General features: G+C 39.5%; 25 protein-coding genes and 1 pseudogene. 14 read left to right on the top strand and 12 right to left on the bottom strand.

Annotated elements, in window-relative coordinates; genetic code table 11:
* The first annotated feature begins 60 nt into the window (after positions 1–60).
* The 3 genes from RMB03_RS18015 (at position 61) to yghU (ending at position 2,593) form a co-directional block, all read left to right on the top strand.
* Positions 61–966 (top strand): LysR substrate-binding domain-containing protein, encoded by a 906-nt coding sequence (locus RMB03_RS18015; protein WP_311077141.1) that lies wholly within the window; start codon positions 61–63, stop codon positions 964–966.
* Positions 967–1,084: 118 nt separating this feature from the next.
* Positions 1,085–1,711, top strand: a complete 627-nt coding sequence (yfcF, locus tag RMB03_RS18020) for a glutathione transferase (RefSeq protein ID WP_311077142.1) — start codon at positions 1,085–1,087, stop codon at positions 1,709–1,711.
* 33 nt (positions 1,712–1,744) lie between these two features.
* Positions 1,745–2,593, top strand: coding sequence for a glutathione-dependent disulfide-bond oxidoreductase (gene yghU, locus RMB03_RS18025; RefSeq protein WP_311077143.1), 849 nt, complete (start codon positions 1,745–1,747; stop codon positions 2,591–2,593).
* Between the two features lie 77 nt (positions 2,594–2,670).
* On the opposite strand, the gene RMB03_RS18030 is transcribed toward yghU, so the two are convergent.
* Complete coding sequence (locus RMB03_RS18030; RefSeq protein ID WP_311077144.1) at positions 2,671–3,078, bottom strand: DUF2000 domain-containing protein; 408 nt, start codon at positions 3,076–3,078, stop codon at positions 2,671–2,673.
* Positions 3,079–3,233: 155 nt separating this feature from the next.
* Here RMB03_RS18030 and RMB03_RS18035 point away from each other — a divergent pair, with 155 nt between their 5' ends.
* On the top strand, positions 3,234–3,836 hold the full coding sequence (locus RMB03_RS18035; RefSeq protein ID WP_311077145.1) for a LysE family translocator: 603 nt from the start codon (positions 3,234–3,236) through the stop codon (positions 3,834–3,836).
* A gap of 47 nt (positions 3,837–3,883) precedes the next feature.
* On the opposite strand, the gene RMB03_RS18040 is transcribed toward RMB03_RS18035, so the two are convergent.
* Positions 3,884–4,702, bottom strand: coding sequence for an AraC family transcriptional regulator (locus RMB03_RS18040; RefSeq protein WP_017390452.1), 819 nt, complete (start codon positions 4,700–4,702; stop codon positions 3,884–3,886).
* 339 nt (positions 4,703–5,041) lie between these two features.
* On the opposite strand from RMB03_RS18040, the gene RMB03_RS18045 reads away from it, so the two are divergent.
* The 4 genes from RMB03_RS18045 to RMB03_RS18060 all read left to right on the top strand — a co-directional run bounded on the left by RMB03_RS18045 (position 5,042) and on the right by RMB03_RS18060 (position 9,632).
* Complete coding sequence (locus RMB03_RS18045) at positions 5,042–5,551, top strand: rhodanese-like domain-containing protein (protein WP_311077146.1); 510 nt, start codon at positions 5,042–5,044, stop codon at positions 5,549–5,551.
* A gap of 18 nt (positions 5,552–5,569) precedes the next feature.
* Positions 5,570–6,511, top strand: a complete 942-nt coding sequence (epsC, locus tag RMB03_RS18050) for a serine O-acetyltransferase EpsC (RefSeq protein ID WP_080026793.1) — start codon at positions 5,570–5,572, stop codon at positions 6,509–6,511.
* Between the two features lie 252 nt (positions 6,512–6,763).
* Positions 6,764–7,696, top strand: coding sequence for a family 2A encapsulin nanocompartment shell protein (locus tag RMB03_RS18055; protein ID WP_231763611.1), 933 nt, complete (start codon positions 6,764–6,766; stop codon positions 7,694–7,696).
* Positions 7,671–9,632, top strand: a complete 1,962-nt coding sequence (locus RMB03_RS18060) for a family 2A encapsulin nanocompartment cargo protein cysteine desulfurase (protein ID WP_311077147.1) — start codon at positions 7,671–7,673, stop codon at positions 9,630–9,632. The genes RMB03_RS18055 and RMB03_RS18060 overlap by 26 nt, the downstream gene beginning before the upstream one ends.
* Before the next feature lie 393 nt (positions 9,633–10,025).
* Here RMB03_RS18060 and RMB03_RS18065 read toward each other — a convergent pair.
* From RMB03_RS18065 to RMB03_RS18075, 3 genes and pseudogenes are all read right to left on the bottom strand, one after another.
* A pseudogene (locus tag RMB03_RS18065) lies at positions 10,026–10,146 on the bottom strand (hypothetical protein).
* 115 nt (positions 10,147–10,261) lie between these two features.
* Entirely contained in the window at positions 10,262–10,900 is a 639-nt protein-coding gene (locus RMB03_RS18070; RefSeq protein WP_311077148.1) for a LysE family translocator, read from the bottom strand.
* Complete coding sequence (locus RMB03_RS18075) at positions 10,901–11,542, bottom strand: alanyl-tRNA editing protein (RefSeq protein WP_311077149.1); 642 nt, start codon at positions 11,540–11,542, stop codon at positions 10,901–10,903. It lies immediately after the preceding gene.
* 90 nt (positions 11,543–11,632) lie between these two features.
* Here RMB03_RS18075 and RMB03_RS18080 point away from each other — a divergent pair, with 90 nt between their 5' ends.
* A complete protein-coding gene (locus tag RMB03_RS18080; protein ID WP_311077150.1) occupies positions 11,633–12,568 on the top strand; it encodes a LysR family transcriptional regulator in 936 nt (311 codons plus the stop codon).
* Positions 12,569–12,644: 76 nt separating this feature from the next.
* Positions 12,645–12,764, top strand: coding sequence for a hypothetical protein (locus RMB03_RS18085; RefSeq protein WP_311077151.1), 120 nt, complete (start codon positions 12,645–12,647; stop codon positions 12,762–12,764).
* Positions 12,765–12,801: 37 nt separating this feature from the next.
* Here RMB03_RS18085 and RMB03_RS18090 read toward each other — a convergent pair whose 3' ends face one another.
* The 5 genes from RMB03_RS18090 to RMB03_RS18110 form a co-directional block, all read right to left on the bottom strand.
* Complete coding sequence (locus RMB03_RS18090; RefSeq protein WP_311077152.1) at positions 12,802–13,668, bottom strand: cysteine ABC transporter substrate-binding protein; 867 nt, start codon at positions 13,666–13,668, stop codon at positions 12,802–12,804.
* Positions 13,669–13,750: 82 nt separating this feature from the next.
* The gene (locus tag RMB03_RS18095) at positions 13,751–14,611 is read right to left on the bottom strand and encodes a transporter substrate-binding domain-containing protein (protein ID WP_311077153.1); all 861 of its coding nucleotides are present in this window, start codon (positions 14,609–14,611) and stop codon (positions 13,751–13,753) included.
* Between the two features lie 30 nt (positions 14,612–14,641).
* On the bottom strand, positions 14,642–15,373 hold the full coding sequence (locus RMB03_RS18100) for an amino acid ABC transporter ATP-binding protein (RefSeq protein ID WP_151744357.1): 732 nt from the start codon (positions 15,371–15,373) through the stop codon (positions 14,642–14,644).
* A 2-nt stretch (positions 15,374–15,375) separates the two neighbouring features.
* Positions 15,376–16,041, bottom strand: coding sequence for an amino acid ABC transporter permease (locus RMB03_RS18105; protein WP_004642452.1), 666 nt, complete (start codon positions 16,039–16,041; stop codon positions 15,376–15,378).
* A complete protein-coding gene (locus RMB03_RS18110) occupies positions 16,031–16,690 on the bottom strand; it encodes an amino acid ABC transporter permease (protein ID WP_002114214.1) in 660 nt (219 codons plus the stop codon). The genes RMB03_RS18105 and RMB03_RS18110 overlap by 11 nt, the downstream gene beginning before the upstream one ends.
* A 64-nt stretch (positions 16,691–16,754) precedes the next feature.
* Between RMB03_RS18110 and RMB03_RS18115 the strand changes: the two genes are divergently transcribed.
* A complete protein-coding gene (locus RMB03_RS18115) occupies positions 16,755–16,868 on the top strand; it encodes a hypothetical protein (protein WP_081407530.1) in 114 nt (37 codons plus the stop codon).
* 108 nt (positions 16,869–16,976) lie between these two features.
* On the opposite strand, the gene RMB03_RS18120 is transcribed toward RMB03_RS18115, so the two are convergent.
* A complete protein-coding gene (locus tag RMB03_RS18120) occupies positions 16,977–17,261 on the bottom strand; it encodes a GNAT family N-acetyltransferase (RefSeq protein WP_017390443.1) in 285 nt (94 codons plus the stop codon).
* Between the two features lie 261 nt (positions 17,262–17,522).
* Between RMB03_RS18120 and RMB03_RS18125 the strand changes: the two genes are divergently transcribed.
* Positions 17,523–18,728 (top strand): MFS transporter, encoded by a 1,206-nt coding sequence (locus RMB03_RS18125; protein WP_311077154.1) that lies wholly within the window; start codon positions 17,523–17,525, stop codon positions 18,726–18,728.
* Here the strand turns inward: RMB03_RS18125 and RMB03_RS18130 are convergent.
* Positions 18,706–19,596 carry a LysR family transcriptional regulator gene (locus tag RMB03_RS18130; protein ID WP_311077155.1) on the bottom strand — a complete coding sequence of 297 codons (891 nt, stop codon included), beginning with the start codon at positions 19,594–19,596 and terminating at the stop codon, positions 18,706–18,708. The two genes, RMB03_RS18125 and RMB03_RS18130, sit on opposite strands and share 23 nt — an antisense overlap.
* Positions 19,597–19,881: 285 nt before the next feature.
* On the opposite strand from RMB03_RS18130, the gene RMB03_RS18135 reads away from it, so the two are divergent.
* Together RMB03_RS18135 and RMB03_RS18140 are read left to right on the top strand one after the other, a co-directional pair.
* A complete protein-coding gene (locus tag RMB03_RS18135) occupies positions 19,882–20,358 on the top strand; it encodes a cyclophilin-like fold protein (RefSeq protein WP_311077156.1) in 477 nt (158 codons plus the stop codon).
* Positions 20,359–20,403: 45 nt separating this feature from the next.
* A complete protein-coding gene (locus RMB03_RS18140) occupies positions 20,404–21,474 on the top strand; it encodes an alpha/beta hydrolase (protein WP_311077157.1) in 1,071 nt (356 codons plus the stop codon).
* Positions 21,475–21,511: the final 37 nt, after the last annotated feature.

Raw genomic sequence — 21,511 nt, forward strand, 5'->3', positions numbered from 1 at the left:
CGCTAAATATGAATTATTCATGTTAATATTATTCCAAAATGGAATAATATACTCTTCGTTATGCTCTCTTTAAAATCATTACAGTGTTTCGTTACCTTGGTAAAAACTAAAAGTTTTACCCATACTGCTGAAGAGTTGTATCTGACTCAACCCACTATTAGTAAAATATTACAACAACTTGAAGAGCAGCTTCAGGTACAGCTTTTGGTTAAACCCGATCACGGTCGAAAAAGACAAATCGAGTTAACGGAAATTGGAGAGCGTATTTATCAACATGCGATTGAACTTCTTCAGGCAGAACAAAACATCTTTCTTGAAATTGAAAACTATCAACAATTAAAAACAGGTACTTTAAAACTTGGGGTACCACCTTTAGGTTCACAGCTCCTAACGACTGCCCTGTTTGATTATCACCAACAGTGGCCAGATATTGAATTGGCTTTTATGGAAGTGGGCTCACGCGGCATTGAACAAGCATTGCTCAACAACGAACTAGACGTTGGCGTTTTATTACAGCCCTTTGATGAACAAATTTTTAATAGCATTGAATTATGCAATTACCCTTTAATGGTTCTTTTACGTCGCGATGCGACTTGGGCAACACGCAAAAAAATAAATCTAGAAGAGCTACAACATCAGTCATTTTTAATGTTTCCAGAAAACTTCTCTTTAAATAGTATTATTCTCGATGCCTGTAAACAACGTGGGTTTTATCCCTCTATCGCTTGTCGTACCAGTCAATGGCACCTCTTGGCAGATATGGTTTTACAACGTATGGGAATTGCTCTGCTGCCACAATATTATACCGACATGCTGGACCCTACTTTATTTGCAGCAGTACCGCTTGAAAAACCAAATATTCAATGGCACTTAGTCATGGCTTGGAAAAAGAATGTTCCTGTCTCACCAGCGGTACAAGCGTGGCTGAGCATTGTTCGTCAGCATTTTCAGCACATTAAACCCTAATGAACAATGAAATTGCTTAATTCAGAAATCGATAAAGCTTTTCCACAAAAAAGCTACCCAATCTTGGAACAGCTCACTTAGACTAGATGCCATCCGTTTTATGACATGGACAATAACAATGAATAATGAACATTTTAAACTGTACACAGATTCACAATTTTTAAGCCCTTACGCTTTTACAGTTTTTGTCGGGCTACATGAAAAAGAAATTCCATTTGAAATAGATACGATTAATCTGGCACAACAAGGCCAGTTTGAAAAATCTTATCTCGAAAAGTCATTAACAGCAAAAGTTCCTGTACTTGAACACAATGATTTTGCCTTATCAGAATCTTCTGCCATTTTGGAATATCTAGAAGAGCTCTATCCAAACACACCAATTTATCCAACAGATATTCAGGCTCGGGCAAGAGCAAGACAACTACAAGCATGGCTCAGATCAGACTTGGTGGCTTTAAGAACTGAACGTCCAACTGATGTCATTTTTATTCAACCCAACTCCACTCCACTTTCAGAAGAAAGTCTAAAAGCAGCCGAGAAACTTTTCTTTGTTGCAGAAAAACTTCTTGCGTCCGATGCCAAATTTCTTTTTGGTTCATGGAGCATTGTGGATGCTGAACTCGCACTGATGTTACAACGTCTCATCCAAAATGGTGATGCTGTACCAGAGCGATTAAAAAATTATGCACTGCAACAATGGCAACGCCCGAGCGTTCAAAAATGGCTTGCCTTGCGACGTAACTAAATCCTATATTTCAACCAAACATGAGATAAAAAAATGAGTGATTCAAACTATATTCCTCCACAAGTTTGGCAATGGACTGGAGAAAAAACCGATTTAAACCAACCTACTTCAGGCGCTCGCTACGAACATACTCTGCCCGTCGGAAAACACCCGCTCCAACTCTATTCTTTAGCAACACCTAATGGTCAGAAAGTCACTATTTTGCTTGAAGAGCTTTTAGAATTAGGGCATCAAGATGCTGAATATGATGCTTGGCTCATTAAAATTGGTGAAGGACAGCAATTTGGCAGTGGCTTTGTAGAAGTTAATCCTAACTCTAAAATTCCAGCATTGGTTGATCATAGCCAAAACCCACCCTTAAGAGTTTTCGAGTCTGGCTCAATTTTGCTTTATTTAGCTGAAAAATTTAAAGCTTTCATTCCGACCGATATTGCTGCGCGTACTGAATGTCTCAATTGGTTATTCTGGCAAATGGGCAGCGCGCCTTATTTAGGTGGTGGTTTTGGACATTTTTATGCCTACGCACCTGTCAAAATTGAATATGCGATTAACCGCTTTGCCATGGAAACAAAACGATTACTTGATGTGTTAGATCAGCATTTAGCAAAGCATGAATATTTAGCTGGTTCTGAATATACCATCGCTGATATTGCTGCATTCCCTTGGTATGGTGGTCTAGTTAAAAACTGGGTCTATAACGGCGCGGAGTTTTTAGGTGTTGATGAATATAAACATGTAAAACGTTGGGCAGATGCGATTTTGGCACGCCCTGCTGTTCAGCGTGGTCGTATGGTCAACCGAACTTTTGGCGATTTAGAAACACAGTTACATGAACGTCATGATGCAAGTGATTTCGAGACTAAAACGCAAGATAAAGTTTAATCGTTATTTTTTAAATAAAACCCACTTTTGCTTAAACAGTGGGTTTTATTAGTCTTCAATATTAAAAATTATTTAATCTATTGATGTAATGAAAGTCCTTTAATTGCCTTATCAACTGCTTTTTTAGGTCCTCTTAACGCTACCCCGACCAAATTTAATTGATTTGCATCGTCGGCCAAAAAAGCCGCTCGATTATCCTCATCATTTCCTGTAGAAAACATGGCATATACATATGGAATAATCGTTAAATCTTGCTCAATTGCTTTACGATGCGCTTTTTGTAGTCCTGATAAATCACCTTCAAATACCAACATTGGCTGCCCTAGCATATTGCCGTACTCATAACCATTTGCATCGATATAAGGTTTACCCAACATTTCAGGTACAGCCGAAGCAATCCCCGTTGCCAAAAAAGCCACAACATTTAGCCTTTGCCAAGTCGCAAGATCATTACGGACAATCAACGCAATTTTTGTGTCAAACATAAACCTCTATCCTGAATCATTTATCTCAAGTCAGTCATCATGCCTAATCCCGATTTTTCTCGTCTTGTACGTTTGTGCAAGCGCAATCACAAACGTACAAGACCCTAAATTTACGAGTCAGTATGCTGGGTTGTTTTTGATTCAGTAGATGCGTTATGGAAATCTTTCTTTATACCTTAAGTGTGATGTATAGCCCTGGCCCAGTAAATTTCATGGGTTTAAATTCGGGACTTACAGGACAGTTCAAAAAAACGATTTATTTTTTTATAGGTGTCGGCTGTGCGATGCTGATGTTATTCATGATTTTTGGATATGCAGGTGCGGCTATCATTCCACAAAATGCCCTGCACTATATTGCCTTGCTCGGCGCATGTTATACATTCTATCTTGCATTTCAGATGTTAAAGGCAGATATCGACATTAATGATGAAACCACTGAAATTCAGACGCTTTCTTTCTGGAATGGCTTTTGGATACAAACATTAAATCCAAAAGGGATTTTGGTTATTTTGCCTGTTACAACGATTATGTATCCAACAGCGCACATTACTGGCATTCAAATCTTCTTAGTATCGTTGCTCATTTCGATGGGTGCAGCAGGTGCACCCTGTCTTTATTCGTGGGCTGGTGCAGTGTTAGGCAAAAAAATTAAAAATAAAATTTGGTTTAATCGCTTAAATAAAACCATGGCAATGACGCTAATCATTTCTGGCATATTTATGCTTTACGATTTCTTAAAAGGTATAAATCTAATTTAAGATAAAGTTTATGTCAGTCTAAACAGGCTGACTTTTAAATAACCTGTTTAGGAAGATAACTTGTTGATCATCCGCCATCTGGCTGGAGTCAATCCAAATGCTTTTAGAAAATGACGAGTCATGTGGCTCTGATCAAAAAATCCTGCAATTAGGGAAGCTTGAGTCAATGACTCTCCATACATTAGACAAGACTTCACAACCTCTAACCTACGCATGGTCATATATCGATGTGGGCTTGTACCAAATAGCAGTCGAAAGTCGCGTGAAAGACTCCAACGGTCACGCCCAATATTTTTTTCAATATCATCTAAAGAAATATTCTCAAATAAAGATGCATGTATAAACTCTCTAGCACGTTCCGCTGCGACATAGTCATAAGAATGAGAAGTTCGCTGTTTTTTATCAGAAATTTCGTAAAGTGTAGTGGCTAAATCATATAAAGCATCTTGCTTTTCTAAAGGGTCGATATACTGGTCTATCCCTTGCAATAAAACATCTGTTGCCTTAAATAATCGGATATCTTGGCTTAGTCCATTCTCAAAAAATGGTAAAGGCTTACCCTTCATAATTTCCTGTAGGGTTGCAGGCTCTACGTACACCATCCGATATCTAAAACCATCTCGTGTACCTGACTCTCCATCATGTTTTTCATCAGGATGTAACACCATGGTCATTCCTGGCAAGCTATGTTTCATCTCTCCCCGATAATGAAAACTTTGAACACCAGTTAATGTCCGACCAATTGCAAATGTATCATGACGATGCGACTCATAAGCATGATCATTAAAAAATGCTTCGATTCGCTCCAGACTATTTGGATCAGAATTTCTGACAATCCAATCATTTGCATTGGGCAGTTCAATCACATAGTCACCAAAATCTTATACTTCTAAACAACATTGAGTATACAAGTTATGGCTTAGACGCTAAGCATTTATTTTACAAAGCAACCAGTTATTCGCTTTAGCAGTGAATTCTCTGATTGCTAAATATGATGTGACATTAAACAACGAGTTTATTTAATTTTTATACTTATCTAATTTTAATAATAGTTAATAAGATTAATTAATAATATTTCTAAAAAATCCCCACATGCTCTATTTATAAAAAAATATATATAAATAGATATTCGTTATTTCTGCTTATATTCAAATCAGCGTAAATTCAACAATAACAATCTAGATAGAAGATAAAGGATATTTTTAATGAATGCCAAATTAAATACAGAAAACCGTTCTGGTTTTATTTCATCGGGTTCAAATACATCCTTGTCAAATGAAGAGATTCTTTCTAAAGCAAAACAATATGCCCAAGACCATGAACTTAATTTTAGTGGAAGTTTATCACCCACTGATGCATGGCATCTCGTACAACAAGGACAGGTTGTTTTAGTTGATGTACGCACTAACGAAGAGCGCAAATTTGTAGGATATGTTCCTGAAAGTATTCATGTTGCATGGGCAACAGGCACCTCTTTCAATCGCAACCCACGTTTTTTAAAAGAACTCGAAACCAAGACGGGTAAAGATAAAACCATTCTTTTGTTATGTCGTAGCGGAAACCGCTCAGCATTAGCAGCCGAAGCCGCATTTAATGCGGGTTTTGAGCACATTTATAACGTTCTTGAAGGCTTTGAAGGTGACTTAGATGACAAACAGCAGCGTAATCAAAAAAATGGCTGGCGTATTCATCAACTCCCTTGGCAACAAGACTAAAACTTCAACACATTTTCAGTGAATCAAGGAAAGCTTGTGACTCAATGGAACATTAATGCTGTTGTACAGGGTTTACAACAAGCAAGGCATGACTGGCGTCAGCAACAGCACAGAATCAAAGAATTTGGAGGCCGTGAACTTCCATCTAAAGAAGCTTTGAAAGCTATTTTAGATGATCTCTGCGGGATTTTATTTCCAATGCGTTTAGGCCCTGCCGACTTACGTCAGGAAACTGAAGATTCTTATATTGCCTATACTTTAAATCGGGTACTCACAGCCTTACATGCTCAAGTACAACTGGCTTTAAATTATGAGGCAAAGCGTCATTTGGGTCATTCAAGCACAGCCCAACAGCCACAAGAGCTTGCTCAAAACATTGTGCAGGATTTTGCTAATACCTTGCCTTCTATACGTCGTCTTTTAGATGGCGATGTGCGTGCGGCCTACGAAGGCGATCCGGCGGCACATAGTGTGGATGAGGTACTACTCTGCTATCCGGGCATATTTGCGATTATTCATCACCGAATTGCGCATCAGTTATATGCCCAAGTACCTCTACTGTCTCGCATTATTTCTGAGTTAGCCCACTCTGCAACGGGAATTGATATTCATCCAGGTGCACAAATTGGTAAAGGATTTTTTATAGATCATGGTACTGGCGTAGTAATTGGTGAAACCAGTGTCATTGGGGAACGTGTCCGTATTTATCAGGCAGTAACGCTTGGAGCAAAACGCTTTGAAACCAATGATGATGGTGCTTTGAAAAAAGATTATACACGCCATCCAATTGTTGAAGATGACGTTGTGATCTATGCAGGTGCCACTATTTTAGGCCGCATTACGATTGGTCGAGGGTCCATTATTGGGGGAAATGTCTGGCTGACACATAGTATTGCCGCAGGTAGCCAGATTTTACAGTCACCAAATGAGTCTTATCAAAAAAATCATATTCCCGGTTAAAAACTATAGATGTGAAATAAATAGATAAGGAGACAAATAAATAGTAAGAGCTGAATTAAATTAATTTAATGCTTATTTCTCATTTAAATATATTTTTATTTTAAAGATAGATTTTTAATTAATAAGCCACCTATTCAAAGTTTATAAAACCTTTTTATTTTTTTAAAACCAGAACTAATTCTAGTTTATAGCAATACTAGAGTTTTTAATTTTTTGATTTTACCAAGCCACTGTAATAAGGAAAAATGATTCATGGCGAAAAATACTGATAAAGCCCAACTTGCGCTTGGGGACCATGCGGCTCGCCAACTGGCCAATGCAACCAAGACAGCTCCTCAACTTTCTACGATTACTCCCCGATGGCTGACTCACTTACTTCAATGGCTTCCTGTTGAAGCAGGTATTTATCGCCTAAACCGTGTAAATAATACCGATGATATTCAGGTGGCTTGCACACAGCGTGATGAAGCAACTTTACCTCAAACTTTTGTTGATTATGACCCACAGCCACGCGAATATTTTTTGAATGGTGTATCTACTGTTCTGGATGTACATACACGTGTTGCTGACCTTTACAGCAGCCCCCACGATCAAATTAAGGAACAGCTACGTTTAACGATTGAAACCATTAAAGAACGTCAAGAAAGTGAGCTCATTAATAATCCTGAATATGGCTTATTGGCGAGTGTGACAGATGATCAACGTATCTCAACTTTAAATGGCCCACCAACTCCAGATGATCTTGATGATTTATTACGTAAAGTCTGGAAAGAACCAGGATTTTTCCTTGCCCATCCAGATGCGATTGCAGCATTTGGCCGTGAATGTACACGTCGTGGCGTACCGCCTCCAACAGTGAGTTTATTTGGTTCGCAATTCATTACATGGCGCGGTATTCCACTCATTCCATCTAATAAAATTCCGGTAGAAGATGGCAAAACTAAAATCTTGCTGCTTCGTGTCGGTGAAAAACGTCAAGGTATTGTCGGCTTATTCCAACCTGGGCTTGCCGGTGAACAGTCACCGGGGCTTTCAGTGCGTTTTATGGGCATTAACCGTAACGCGATTGCATCTTATCTGATCTCGTTATATTGCTCGCTTGCAGTATTGACCGATGATGCTTTGGCAGTATTAGATGATGTGGAGGTGGACAAATATCATGACTACCCAGTTAACTACAAGTAATCTGCAAGGTAGTCCAACGGGGCCTGAAGTGGCTGGTGTTAACCCACCATCCAACTTCCCCGATGAATCTACCATTGCCCGTCTTGCCAATGAGTTTTTTTCAGCATTGCCAAGTTCAGGCAGTTCGGCATCTCCATCGGGACTCAATTTGGACTTACCTGTAGGTACACCTCCACACCCACCACAACCGGGTGAACCATTTTCGGCACTCAGTGGTCGTGCGCCCAATATCGCCTTTCAGAAAAGTCTTAATCCAGAATATCCTGAGCATATTCCAAATTTGCCAGACTATCCTGAACGTCGGATTGTCGCTTCTGCACCTGTGGTTGGTGGTGCAAATTTACCTCGTCCCCCATTTGAACCACATTTGCCACAAGCTGTTCATAGTGAGCCGAATGTGCCACGTATTGAACCAAACTTACCGACAGGTACTGGTGAATCACCTTATTATTTTTTAAATGATTTTTCTACTCCAAATGCAGCAGAACCTTCTGTTACTGGTGTTGAAGATAACTATTCAATTGCGCAGTCTTTTCAGTTGCCGCATGGCGACCAGCTAAAGTCTTTACTCATTGAAGATCGTTTTGCAGCTGACACACCAGCAAAAACCTCACCAAGCTCTGGATTTTATTTCTTAGACTTACCACAAAGCGGGCAAAGTTATAGTCACTATCAACCATCTCAACCTACCTTTGTAGCAAGCAGTGCTCAGCCCTTAGATGTGCATGCCATTCGTCGTGATTTTCCAATTTTGCAGGAACGCGTCAATGGTCGCCCGCTAGTCTGGTTTGACAATGCTGCTACTACGCAAAAACCGCAGCGCGTAATTGATCGGATTGCTTATTTTTACCAGCATGAAAACTCAAACATTCACCGTGCTGCACACGAGTTGGCAGCTCGTGCAACCGATGCCTATGAACATGCGCGAAATGTAGTTGCCCGTTTTATTGGTGCACCCTCTTCCAAAGAAATTATCTTTGTTCGAGGAACCACTGAAGGCATTAACCTAATTGCAAAAACATGGGGCGAACAAAATATTGGTGAAGGTGATGAAATTATTGTTTCTCACTTAGAACACCATGCCAATATTGTGCCTTGGTATCAACTCACTAAAAAAACAGGGGCAAAATTACGGGTTATTCCAGTTGATGACACGGGGCAAATTATTTTAGAAGAGCTGCCAAAACTGATTAATGAACGCACTAAACTGCTGTCTATTACTCAAGTGTCTAATGCTTTGGGAACAGTTACCCCTGTTGCTGAAGTCATTAAAATTGCTCATGCCAAAGGTGTACGTGTATTGGTTGATGGCGCTCAATCTGTTTCGCATATACCAACCGATGTTCAAGCCCTCGATGCAGACTTTTTTGTGTTCTCTGGGCATAAAGTGTTTGGTCCAACAGGCATTGGTGCAGTCTATGCGAAACCAGAACTGTTAGACACCATGCCAGTTTGGGAAGGTGGCGGCAACATGATTCAGGACGTTACCTTCGAACAGGTGGTTTACCAACCTGCGCCAAACAAGTTTGAAGCTGGAACTGGGAACATTGCCGATGCAGTTGGTTTAGGTGCGGCTCTTGAATATGTCGAAAGTCTAGGTATTCATAACATTGCGCGCTATGAACATGATTTGCTTGAATATGGTCAAAATGCGCTTAGCAGTGTGTCTGGTTTACGTCTGATTGGAACTGCACATCACAAAGCCAGTGTTATGTCCTTTACCTTACAAGGCTATTCAACCGAACAGGTCGGTAAAGCTTTAAATCAACATGGTATTGCGGTACGTTCTGGGCACCATTGTGCACAGCCAATTTTACGTCGTTTCGGTGTGGAACAAACCGTGCGCCCGTCTTTGGCTTTTTATAATACAACGGAAGAAATTGATTTATTGGTTTCGGTATTACATCAACTGACGCGTAATAGGCGTAGCAATTAAATCTATTTCTAGACTAGATAAGACTGCTTTTGAGCGGTCTTTTTTATGGATTATTTCTTAAAACTACTTTAGCTCAACTTCATATATACGAACAAGTCAAAGTAGCTATCACAGAGGAGTCTTATTATTTTAAATTCAATTTCTGAATTAGCCTTCGGCTAGACTTACTTTGGTTTCGCCCAAAGTAAGCATAAGCATTTTCATCTGCAAAACCTGTCCTCTTCTTATATCTAATCGATATATCGCAGAAACATAAACTGTTTAATACCACGCAGGTTGCAGATGATTTTAGCTCGAATTAAGAGTCATCAATAGTTCGGACAACGCAAAGCGGTTATCACGGCGGAGTCTTATTATTTTAAATTTGATTTCTGAATTAGCTTTCGGCTCGAGCTAAGAGTCATCTACAGCCTGCCCATAATTTATAAAAATAATGTTTTCGCAACATTTCCTGATAGATGAAAACAGTTAACAGGTTCTGTAGATGACAAAGTTTTTTGGTTACTTTTTCCAAAAAAAGTAACAGAATTAGCTACTTTCTATTGGTGTATAAACGATAAGACTCCGCCTTGAACACTATAAGCAATCTAAAATCGTACTTCTGCAACCTCACTAAATACTCACGGCAATTAAACAAATAATCCCCAAATCAATCTCAATGCAATTCCAATTAACAACAGCCCCATCACCCTCTCAAAATAAACCCCAAACTCCAAAAACCGTTTACGTACTATTGGATGAGCAAACATTACACTCACCACCATAAACCAGATCGCATTAACCATACACATCCATACGCCATAAAAGATCTGAACTTTCATGGGGGTTGTTACACTCACAATCGTCGTGAAAATCGCCAGAAAAAATATCGTGGCTTTCGGGTTAAGACCATTAGTTAAAAAACCCATCGTAAAGGCTTTAAATAAACTCGGAGTATCTGTATCTGCTTGGTCATTAATCTCAATATTAGTATTCGGCTGACTACGCAAACATTGCCATCCTAAATAAAGCAAATAAGCTGCTCCCGCTGTTCTGATGAGTGACATGAGCCATTCGCTTTGTTGAATCAAAAAGCCAATGCCAACAAGCGTATAAAACACATGGACCGAAATTCCAACACCAATACCAATCGCAGTCAGACATCCAATTAAGTAGCCATAACGTACACTTTGTCTTACCGTAACCACAAAATCTGGTCCCGGTAAAATCACTGCCAGAAAGTGAATGAGTGCCAGTGTTAAAAACTCATGCCCATACAACTGCCACATTTATTCAGCCTCCTTGGCAACGCTATAGCTGACACTGAGCTTTCCTTTCTTAATCTGATAGGACTGAATTTCTATAAAACCAATATCCCCTAATGCTGCAACATGAGTCCCGCCACATGGAAATGCAGAAAACTCACCAAAACCGATTTCGCGAAAACCATCTGCATGTTGCTGAAGATTGGCTGGTAAATTAGCCTGAATATATTGTAAACAATGCTGTTCAAGCATTTGAGCATCTAACTGCTGAGCTGTGTCCAAAGCAATGAACTGAACTCGTGCATCATGTGGCCAGTGTTGTGCTTTTACAGCTTGCCAGCCAAATAGATGCATTACATGTCCAAGCAAATGTCCTGCTGAATGTAAGCGGCTATGATAACGACGTCCTGCTTCATCCACTTGTGCAAAAGCCACTCCCAACTCAACAGGTTGTGTGCAGTAATGAATAATTTCCCCTTGTTCAATCGCTACATGCACTACATCAACTTCTGCGATTTTGCCCGTATCACTCGGTTGACCGCCACCTTGAGGATGAAATGGGGTTACCGATAAATGCACGGCAAAACGCCCATCTTCACAAGAATTACACGCTAGAACTTCAACCTCAGCGGCAAGAGCACCTGTTAAATACAATGCTTGCGTCATACTTTTCTACATACACGTTAAGATAAAAAAGATTGTATTGCGATTTCTTAAACGCGATAATCCACTCTAAATCCAAATAACTTTTGCCTCATGAGCACAAATCAAAGTTTAGTTCTTTTAAATGAAATGGCGACTTTCGTTAAAGTAGTCGAGTCAGGGAGTTTTTCTGAAACGGCTCGACAACTCGGTACTACACCCTCTGCGATAAGCCGTGCAATTGCTCGCTTAGAACGTGCTTTAGGAACCCGCTTACTTTATCGAACCACACGAAAGCTTCGCTTGAGTGAAAGTGGTCAACAGGTCTATCAACGTTGTTTAGATATGGTCAATGCGGCACAGGCAGTGATGGAAAGTTCAGGCCAATTTCATATCGAACCGCAAGGAATCATTCGTCTGAGTGTTCCAAAAGCCGTTGGACATTTTATGATTCATCCACACTTACCTGAGTTTTTAGAACGTTATCCAAAAATTGATATTCAAATGCTTTTAGAAGACCGTTACGTTGACTTAATTGATGATGAAGTTGATTTAGCGCTTCGAATTACCGAGCAACCCTCTGGCGGCTTAATGGGACGAAAACTCATTGATATCGATCACTTGATTTGTGCTACTCCTGAATATTTGGAAAAACATGGCATACCAACCCATCCTCATGACTTAAAACAGCATGAATGTATCTATTTGGGTGAACAAATCAGTGATTCAAAATGGAAATTTCAACAAGGGAATAAGTCCATTAACGTTGGTGTGCGTGGCCGCTATGCTGCAAATCATACAGGTGTTCGTTTAAGCGCAGCCCTACAGCATTTAGGAGTAGCCAGCTTACCCTACTTTGTTGCGCGCCATGCTTTACAACAACAGACTTTGGTTCAAGTTTTACCCGACTGGGATTTTAAGACCTATTACAGCGGTGGGCTGTGGTTACTCTATCCGCCAACACGCCACGTACCGCCTAAATTAAGTGTATTTATTCAATATTTGGCAGATAAATTGGCAGCAGAGCCGACTTTATTTAAGTTCAAATGATATAGAATCAAGGAATTAACACGATAGAATCCAACCTTTTAACCTCTAAAGCAATCAGCTAATTCTGTTACTTTTTTTGGAAAAAGTAACCAAAAAACTTTCGCATCTACAGAACCTGCCCCCTGTTTACATCTATAAAAAATATTGCAAAAACATTATCTTTATAAATTATGGGCAGGCTGTAGATGAATTCTAGCTCGAGCAAATCCTATCTAGAGTCCTCTTTATTAGAATTATTCAACCAATAAATCTTTTGGATTAATCGTATCGCCATAGACTGGTTTTAAAGTTTTTTCATAAGCTTGATGAATTACACCTTCTTTTGCCAATTTTTCTAAATCTTGGTTCAACCAGTCCAATAGCTCTTTATCACCCTTTTTCACTGCTGGCGCAATTAAGTCCTGCTCACCTAAACTTGTGATGCCTACTGTGTAATTTGGATTTTCTTTAGCCCAAGCTAAAACCAGCAAGTTGTCATGTGCTAAAGCAGCACCACGGCCGTCTTTTAAAGCATCAAAGGTTTCAGTGTTTTGCTCATACTTTTGCAGTTTAATTTCAGGATGAGTCTTAGTGAAGTATGAATCAGCCGTAGTGCCTTTATTCACCAACAAAGTTTTATCTTTGAGTTGAGCAACATCAGTAATTGGATGAGTTTTAGGAGACACCACACCCAAAGCAACTTTTAAATAAGGTTTAGCAAAATCGACTACTTCTTTACGTTCTGGTGTAACTGTAAAGTTGGCAAAAATAATATCGACTTTATTGGCTTTTAAATATTCGACACGATTTGCAGCTTCAGTTAAAACAAACTCTACCTTGTTTTCATCACCCAACAAGTCTTTAGCAACATGTTTGGCAATCTCTACATCGAAGCCCTGATTTTTACCTTGAGCATCTAAATATCCAAACGGCGGTTTATCGCTAAATACACCAATACGCACGACACCATTCTTTTTAATCTGCTCAATACTCGACACAGTTTGAGTACTGTCAGCTGTTTTTTCATTAGATTGCGTGCCTTTATCACATGCAACCAAACCTAAACTCAGCAAAGATGCAGCGAGGACATGCTTTATATTTTGTAAAGTTAGTGTTGTCATTATTTCACCCTATCGTTCTTGTAAAAGTCTTATTTAAAATCACAGTGCCTACTTTTAGACACTGCTCCAGCGATATCGAAAATTACTGGCCTACATCTAAAAACACATTAGGATTAACCGATTCACCATAAATTGGTTTTAAGGTTTCATCATAAATTTTCTTAATTTCACCGCTTGTTCTTAGCTGCTTAATTTCAGTATTGAGCCAATTCAATAATTGGGTATTGCCCTTTTTAACTGCTGGTGCAATAAACTCTTGATCACCAATAGACTGGATACCCGCCACATAACTTGGGTTCTTCGCGGCCCACGCTAAAGCATAAGTACTATCTTGTGAAATTGCGTCACCACGACCATCAGTCAAGGCTTTGAACGCATCGGAGTTTCTTTCAAACTTCAGTAAATTCACTTTCGGATAGTGCTTCGTAAAATAGGTATCTGAACTGGTGCCTTTATTTACAATTAACGTTTTACCTTCCAATTGAGCAATGTCAGTAATTGGTTTGGCTTTAGGCGAGACAATCCCGAAAGCACCTTTTAAATAAGGCTCGGCAAAATCTACAACTTCCTTACGTTCAGGCGTTACTGTAAATGTCGCAAACACAACATCGGCACGATTGGATTTTAAAAACTCCACCCGATTTGAAGCTTCAGTCACAATAAACTCAACTTTTTTTTCATCACCAAGCAAATCTTTAGTGACTCGTTTTGCTAAGGCCACATCAAAGCCCTGATTATTGCCAGCACTGTCTACATAACCAAACGGCGGATCGTCAGCAAAAACGGCAACTCGCAACACCCCATTTTTTTTGACTTGCTCTAAAGACTGGTCTTCTTGAGTATTACTTGCTTGCTCAGTTGATGGCGTTTTACTACATGCCGTTAATAACACTCCAGCAACAGCAATACTGCTTAATATTTTTATTGAATTACGTGTAAACATTCACTTCCTCATGATTCAAATAATAAAAATTTAGTACGACAAAATATTTAAAAAGGTTTTAGCTCGTTCTGTTTTCGGCTGTTCAAAAAACTCTTCAGGTGAAGCCTGTTCAATAATTTTGCCCTTATCCATAAAAATAATGCGGTCGGCAACCTTACGGGCAAAGGACATTTCATGTGTCACAATCAACATGGTCATCCCCTCATTGGCTAGTTTCAAAACTACATCGAGCACTTCTCTGACCATTTCCGGGTCAAGTGCGGCTGTAATTTCATCAAGCAAAATGACTTTAGGTTGCATGACCAGTGAACGGACAATGGCGATACGCTGCTTTTGTCCACCAGAAAGTTGTCGCGGATAATCGAGTTTTCGTTCAAAGAGTCCTACTCGCTTTAACAACTCATCTGCAACTTGTTCAGCTTCATCACGGCGGCGTTTTTGCACTTTGAGTGGTCCAAGCAAAATGTTGTCAATGACATTCATATGCCCAAATAACTCATAGTTCTGAAAAACCATGCCAATTTTTTGACGAGCATTAGTCCAGTCAACATCTTTACCCAACACGCCCGAACCAGTTAAACGGATTTCACCACCTTGAATCGGTTCTAAGCCATTAATACAACGCAGTAAGGTACTTTTACCGCAGCCCGAAGGGCCTAAAATAACAACCACCTCTCCTTGTTCTACATCTAGATCAATGCCCTGTAAAATATGACTTTGTGCAAATGATTTCTGTAATTGTTGTATCGATAACAAAGGCATAATTACTCCCAGACCTTTTCTAAATGTGCCGCCAAACGAGATAAGGGATAGCAAATCAGAAAATACAAAATAAAAATAAAGCCATAAATCCAAAGAGAAGCACTCGGCACAGTCAGCAGCGAATTTTCAATAATTTGCTGGCCCACCTTAATGACCTCCACCACACCAATCAGAACTGCCAAAGAGCTGGTTTTCACCATTCGGGTAAATAAATTAATCGCGCCTGGTGTTACTCGTTTTAGACTTTGTGGGAAAATAACGTAGACCAATGCTTGAACATGAGTCAGTCCGAGCGCATAGGCCGAATCTCGTTGATGCTGATCGATCGAGGTAATGGCTGCACGGACCAAATCGCCCATTTCAGCCGTACCCCATAAAACAAACACCACAACACACACCCACATTGCAGAAAACTGCCAGTTAAACCATGTCGCAAAGCCGAAATAAAAAACAAAAAGCAAAACTAAAATTGGAATGATTCGAATCGCTTCTAAATACAAGCGGCACAGCGCTTTAACCGCTATATTTTTAGAGGTCATAATGACGCCTAAAACCGTGCCTAAAATTGCAGAAAAAAATACCGAAATAAACGCAATTTTTGCAGTTGCCCACAGTCCCCACAGTAAACGTTCGAGATGACTCGCCTGAAATAAATAATCAAGTTCCATGGCTCACCTTCCGACTTCTGTGTTCCAGATAACTGGTTAGAATAGAAACGGGCAATAAAATAATCAGATAAGCCATGATTAATAAGAACAAAGCTTCTGTTGTTTTATAATCCATGCCAATTAAGTCTTTGGTGACAAAAAGCAGCTCAACGACAGCAATCGCACTCACCACAGAACTTTCTTTAATTAAAAATAGACAATTTGCTCCAATTGCTGGAATTGAAATAGCAAGCGCTTGAGGAAAAATGACATATCTAAAAATTTGAATCGGTTGCAGACCAATACTTTTTGCAGAGTCAATCTGCCCTTTTGCAACAGACTGTAGCCCCGCTCGAAAAGCTTCTGCCATATAGCTTCCGCCTAAAAATGTCAGTCCAATCACACCACAAGCAAAACCATCGATTTTGATGCCAAGTTTTGGCAAACCGTAATACAAAAAGAATAGTTGAATTAATAGAGGGGTATTTCGAGATAACTCAATATAGAACTGGGCAATTCTATTTAGTACCCGCACGCGATATGTGATTAAAATGCTGCAAATTAGTCCTACAATAATGGCCAGAATAATGCTGATAATTGAAATTTTCAGCGTGGTCAAAGTTGCAGAGAAAAATTGCGGCAACACACTATGGATATACTGCCAGTTCAAGGAAAATTCCAAAAAATAATATTAAAACGTTATAAATATTTAGCTCTAATCAGCGATCAAATATTTGTGTACCGAGTTTATTTTTTTCCCAAGTGGTCTAAAACTATTTTTATTAGATAAGCTTTTCTATAAGTTTGATAAATTTGATTTGGCAATCGAAAGCATTCAAATCAGTTGAATATAACCGCTTAAAACATGTTCATCACAGTCTATATATAATAAAAAAACCAATAAAAAAATCGGACACCAACGCCCGATTTTTATGAAACAACTTTCAGTCTATTGCTTATTTTCTAAGGACATCACCAATGCTTGGATCTTTATCAAATACTGATTTTGCATAAGGGCAAAGCGGAATCACTTTCACTTCTTTTTCACGAACAAAAGCAACTAAAGCATCAAGTAATTGTCGACCTACACCTTGTCCCCGATAATTTTCATTCACATCTGTGGCATCAATAATCAGCATGCCTTCGCCTGCCCATGTATAAGTCATTTCACCTGCAACGGTTTCACCATCAAGTAAACTAAAGCTACCGTGTTTTGTATCATCTTTTTGTTGAATATTCACAATAAATTCCTCTTCTTACGACTCATATTTATTTAAAAATAACTTTGTATATCTTGAACTATAAGAACAAATCTAAGTGTAAAAAAATAGCCTGTTTTTAGCAGCGAGTCTGTATGCTTTTTAAAGACAATTCATGCATAAAACTCATAATTCTATTCGTAATTCCAGGCCTAATCCTTTCAAACCCTTGCTGATAAGCTCTGCAACCAGATTTGTTCATTTCTTTTATGAACATTTAACGGTTTTAAAGTCGGAACTTTTATGTCTTCTTTCCATCAAATTGAGCAAGATACACATGAGAATAGCACACCAGCATGGGGTGCTGTATTTGTAATGTCACTATGCTGTGCAGTATTAATTGCCTCAGAATTCATGCCCGTAAGTTTACTCACACCAATCTCTTCAGATTTAAATATGAGTGAAGGCCAAGTCGGTCAGGCAATCGCAATTTCAGGCATTTTTGCTGTGGTAACCAGCTTAACTATTAGCCGTGTATTTAAGACATGGGATCGCCGTCATATCATGCTGTTACTTACCCTACTCATGATCGTTTCTGGCATGCTGATTACATTTGCTCACTCTGCTGCTTTATTCATGGTGGGTCGTGCAATTTTAGGTGTAGTGATTGGTGGTTTTTGGGCCATGTCGACTTCGATTGTGATGAGACTTGTTCCACCTCTGTCAATACCTAAAGCACTCGGTCTGTTAAATGGTGGCAATGCTCTAGCAACCACAATTGCAGCACCTTTAGGAAGTTTTCTAGGTTCAATCATTGGCTGGCGTGGCGCTTTTTTCTGTATCGTTCCTATCGCGATTATTGCGCTTGTATGGCAATTTAAAAGTATGCCCGCTCTTCCAGCAATGATGTCTGCTGAAAAGTCACAAAATCCATTTGGACTACTGAAACGTCCGATTGTGTTTTATGGCATGACAGGGATTTTATTGTTATTTATGGGGCAATTTGCGCTATTTACCTACTTACGCCCATTTCTAGAAACCGTTAGTCATGTCGATGCGGCCATGTTATCCATTTTATTACTCATATTAGGTATCGCGGGTTTAGCTGGCACATTCGTGATTAGTTTTATTCTTCATCAACATGTCTATCGCTACCTCATCCTTATTCCTTTAATGATGGCAAGCATTGCTTATGCCTTCGTGCTTGGTGGTCAGCATTTGTGGTTGGTCGCAATATTGATGGGATTATGGGGATTCATTGGAACTTCGGCACCTGTCGCATGGAACACATGGCTTGCACAGACGTTGCATCAAGATACTGAGGTTGGCGGCGGTTTGATGGTGGCGATTATCCAATTTGCAATTACTTTAGGTGCAACTTTGGGAGGCCTGTTATATGACTCGCATGGCTATAGTGCTACGTTTTATATGAGCGCTATTGTGTTGTTATTCGGTGCTATCACTGCTTTTATTACATGGCGAAGTGCTACTCACGCAACACATCAATAACCAACCTTAAGGCAGGCGAAAGCTGTCTACGATGTGGATAGTACAGGTGGTATCCGGGAAACTGGATACTGTACTCTTCCAATACCTGAACAAGTTTGCCTTGATCCAGATCTTGTTGGATCAGCTCTTGCGGAATGTAAGCCAATCCAAATCCAGCTCTAACCGCCTCGACAATATCGTAGCTTTCATTAAATATCCATTGTCCTTGAATTTTGATTTTTGTTTCTTGTCCATCCTTCAAAAATTCCCATGCATACACACTGCCTTGGGTTGTTAAACGAAAGCCAATACATTGATGATTAACCAGATCTTTGGGGGTTGTGGGGATCCCATATTTCTCAAAATATTCTGGCGTTGCAATCACCGCCATTTTGACATCTGCGCTAATACGTACCGCAATCATGCCATCTGCTACACGACTTCCAAAGCGAACTCCTACATCAAATCGTTCCGCAACAATATCCACCATACCGCTATTGGCAGCTAGCTCAACTTGTACATCAGGATAATCACCAGCAATCTTTTCAAGTTTTGGAATAAGAACTTCCCGTATCGCATGGCTACTGGCATTAATACGAACCGTACCAGCGGGCTGATCCCGAAATGATGTTAAAAGCGATAATTCATTATCAATCTGGTCAAAGCTGGCGCTAATGGTTTGCTTTAATCTTTCACCCGCGGCTGTCGGTGAAACGCTTCGTGTGGTTCGGGTCAGAAGTAGCATCCCTAAACGTTCTTCTAAACCGCGAATGGTATGGCTTAGCGCAGACTGTGAAATTCCCATTTTTCCTGCGGCCTTCGTAAAACTCCCTTCTCGAGCCACCATTAAAAAAGCATAAAGATCATTATAGTTTTCTTTGTTTATCATCTGCTTTTATCTCTTTTCACGGTTTAATTTAATTATAAATGATAAAACTATTTATGAATATTGCTCATAAGTCCATGTTTGTTTTTTAGGCTAATTATTATAAAGAAGATTCATTAAAATCGATATCAAGCAGTGAGTATCAAGATTTAGATGAGCTCAAGCATAAAAAGTGCCTGATTTTATTATTATCAAAAATTAATAAATTCAGCTCATACCTTTACGCTACAAATTGAATAACTTCACTGTATTTAAGTGCGTTCTCTTAAAGAAATGAGGTTCTTCGATATGGCTAATCAGAAGTTTTTTCTCGCTTTACTCGGCATCTTTTTCTCGTTTTCAGCCATATCTATCTCTTATGCAACAAGGCCTACGGGCAACAATCAACAAAGGTTATCGATGATGAAAATCCGTATTGATATTGAGGGATCAAAGCAATCGCTATTTGCAACATTACCCATGACACCGACTGTTCAAGATTTTGCCAAGCAGCTTCCGTTGACATTAACCCTTAAAGATTATGACTCTACTGAAAAAATAGCCGACCTACCCACCAAGCTAACTACACAGAATGCACCCAATGGCTATGCAGGACAAGCTGGTGATCTTACCTATTATGCTCCTTGGGGCAATCTGGCTTTTTTCTATAAAGACTCAACTGTTGGGTACGCAAATGGTCTTATTTTGCTTGGGAAACTTGAGGCTATTCCCCAAGAGTTCAAGCAAAAACAACCCATCAAAATTTCAATTTCCCAAATGAAATAAGCATGAGCAAATTCACCCATTCAAATTATTTAAATTGAGGTATCCATGACTACATCTCCCTTCTTTAAAAAGCTTAAAACCCATACAGCAGCGGCAATTTGCGCTGCAACAATTGGTTTATTCTCCTCAACCTCAGGTATGGCAGCAGACATGTCGAATGGCGCAAATAACTTTTATCAAAGTCAGCAAGTGACTATTCAGAAAGTCACTTTTAAAAATCAATACAACATGGATATAGTCGGTAATCTGGTTATCCCCAAGAACTTAAATAAAAAACTAAAAGCCCCCGCTATTGTAATTGGTCACCCAATGGGAGCCGTGAAAGAACAAAGCTCTATGCTTTATGCACAGAAACTGGCTGAACAAGGTTTTGTAACCTTGGCAATTGATCAATCATTTTGGGGTGAAAGCGCGGGCCAACCCAGAAATGTAGTTGCACCTGACATTTACGCAGAAGCATTTAGTGCGGCTGTAGATTATTTAGGAACACAATCCTTTATTAACCGTGAACGTATTGGCGTACTCGGCATTTGCGGAAGTGGAAGTTTCGTTATTAGCGCAGCAAAAATTGACCCTCGCATGAAGGCCATTGCCACTGTCAGCATGTATGATATGGGAGCTGCAAACCGTAATGGCTTACGTCACTCACAAACCTTAGAGCAAAGAAAGCAAATTATTGCTGAAGCGGCTACGCAACGTTATGTCGAGTTCACAGGCGGTGAAACAAAATATACCAGCGGGACTACGCATGAGTTAACGGCAGATACACATCCGATCCAACGTGAATTTTATGACTTTTATCGCACCCCACGCGGAGAATATACGCCGAAAAGTTCATCAAAAGACCTTACAACGCACCCAACACTAACAAGTAATGTCAAATTTTTAAACTTCTATCCATTTAACGATATCGAAACTATCTCACCACGCCCAATGCTGTTTATTACAGGTGATCAGGCCCATTCAAAAGAGTTTAGTGAAGAAGCTTATAAACTCGCAGGCCAACCTAAAGAACTTTACTATGTTAAAGGTGCGGGACATGTTGATTTATACGATCGTGTCGATCTCATTCCATTTGATAAATTAACCAGTTTCTTTAAAAAAAACTTGAAATAAGAGGCATGATAGAGGCTCAAAACGGGCCTCTATTTTT

The organism is Acinetobacter sp. V91_7 (assembly GCF_031799075.1).
In the GTDB taxonomy this organism is placed as follows: domain Bacteria; phylum Pseudomonadota; class Gammaproteobacteria; order Pseudomonadales; family Moraxellaceae; genus Acinetobacter; species Acinetobacter calcoaceticus.

Bases quoted from the DNA above. Each gene is read 5' to 3' on its own strand.
- RMB03_RS18015 (WP_311077141.1), top strand. From the start codon at position 61: ATGCTCTCTTTAAAATCATTACAGTGTTTCGTTACCTTGGTAAAAACT.
- yfcF (WP_311077142.1), top strand. From the start codon at position 1,085: ATGAATAATGAACATTTTAAACTGTACACAGATTCACAATTTTTAAGC.
- yghU (WP_311077143.1), top strand. From the start codon at position 1,745: ATGAGTGATTCAAACTATATTCCTCCACAAGTTTGGCAATGGACTGGA.
- RMB03_RS18030 (WP_311077144.1), bottom strand. From the start codon at position 3,078: ATGTTTGACACAAAAATTGCGTTGATTGTCCGTAATGATCTTGCGACT.
- RMB03_RS18035 (WP_311077145.1), top strand. From the start codon at position 3,234: ATGGAAATCTTTCTTTATACCTTAAGTGTGATGTATAGCCCTGGCCCA.
- RMB03_RS18045 (WP_311077146.1), top strand. From the start codon at position 5,042: ATGAATGCCAAATTAAATACAGAAAACCGTTCTGGTTTTATTTCATCG.
- RMB03_RS18055 (WP_231763611.1), top strand. From the start codon at position 6,764: ATGGCGAAAAATACTGATAAAGCCCAACTTGCGCTTGGGGACCATGCG.
- RMB03_RS18060 (WP_311077147.1), top strand. From the start codon at position 7,671: ATGACTACCCAGTTAACTACAAGTAATCTGCAAGGTAGTCCAACGGGG.
- RMB03_RS18070 (WP_311077148.1), bottom strand. From the start codon at position 10,900: ATGTGGCAGTTGTATGGGCATGAGTTTTTAACACTGGCACTCATTCAC.
- RMB03_RS18075 (WP_311077149.1), bottom strand. From the start codon at position 11,542: ATGACGCAAGCATTGTATTTAACAGGTGCTCTTGCCGCTGAGGTTGAA.
- RMB03_RS18080 (WP_311077150.1), top strand. From the start codon at position 11,633: ATGAGCACAAATCAAAGTTTAGTTCTTTTAAATGAAATGGCGACTTTC.
- RMB03_RS18090 (WP_311077152.1), bottom strand. From the start codon at position 13,668: ATGACAACACTAACTTTACAAAATATAAAGCATGTCCTCGCTGCATCT.
- RMB03_RS18095 (WP_311077153.1), bottom strand. From the start codon at position 14,611: ATGTTTACACGTAATTCAATAAAAATATTAAGCAGTATTGCTGTTGCT.
- RMB03_RS18100 (WP_151744357.1), bottom strand. From the start codon at position 15,373: ATGCCTTTGTTATCGATACAACAATTACAGAAATCATTTGCACAAAGT.
- RMB03_RS18105 (WP_004642452.1), bottom strand. From the start codon at position 16,041: ATGGAACTTGATTATTTATTTCAGGCGAGTCATCTCGAACGTTTACTG.
- RMB03_RS18125 (WP_311077154.1), top strand. From the start codon at position 17,523: ATGTCTTCTTTCCATCAAATTGAGCAAGATACACATGAGAATAGCACA.
- RMB03_RS18130 (WP_311077155.1), bottom strand. From the start codon at position 19,596: ATGATAAACAAAGAAAACTATAATGATCTTTATGCTTTTTTAATGGTG.
- RMB03_RS18135 (WP_311077156.1), top strand. From the start codon at position 19,882: ATGGCTAATCAGAAGTTTTTTCTCGCTTTACTCGGCATCTTTTTCTCG.
- RMB03_RS18140 (WP_311077157.1), top strand. From the start codon at position 20,404: ATGACTACATCTCCCTTCTTTAAAAAGCTTAAAACCCATACAGCAGCG.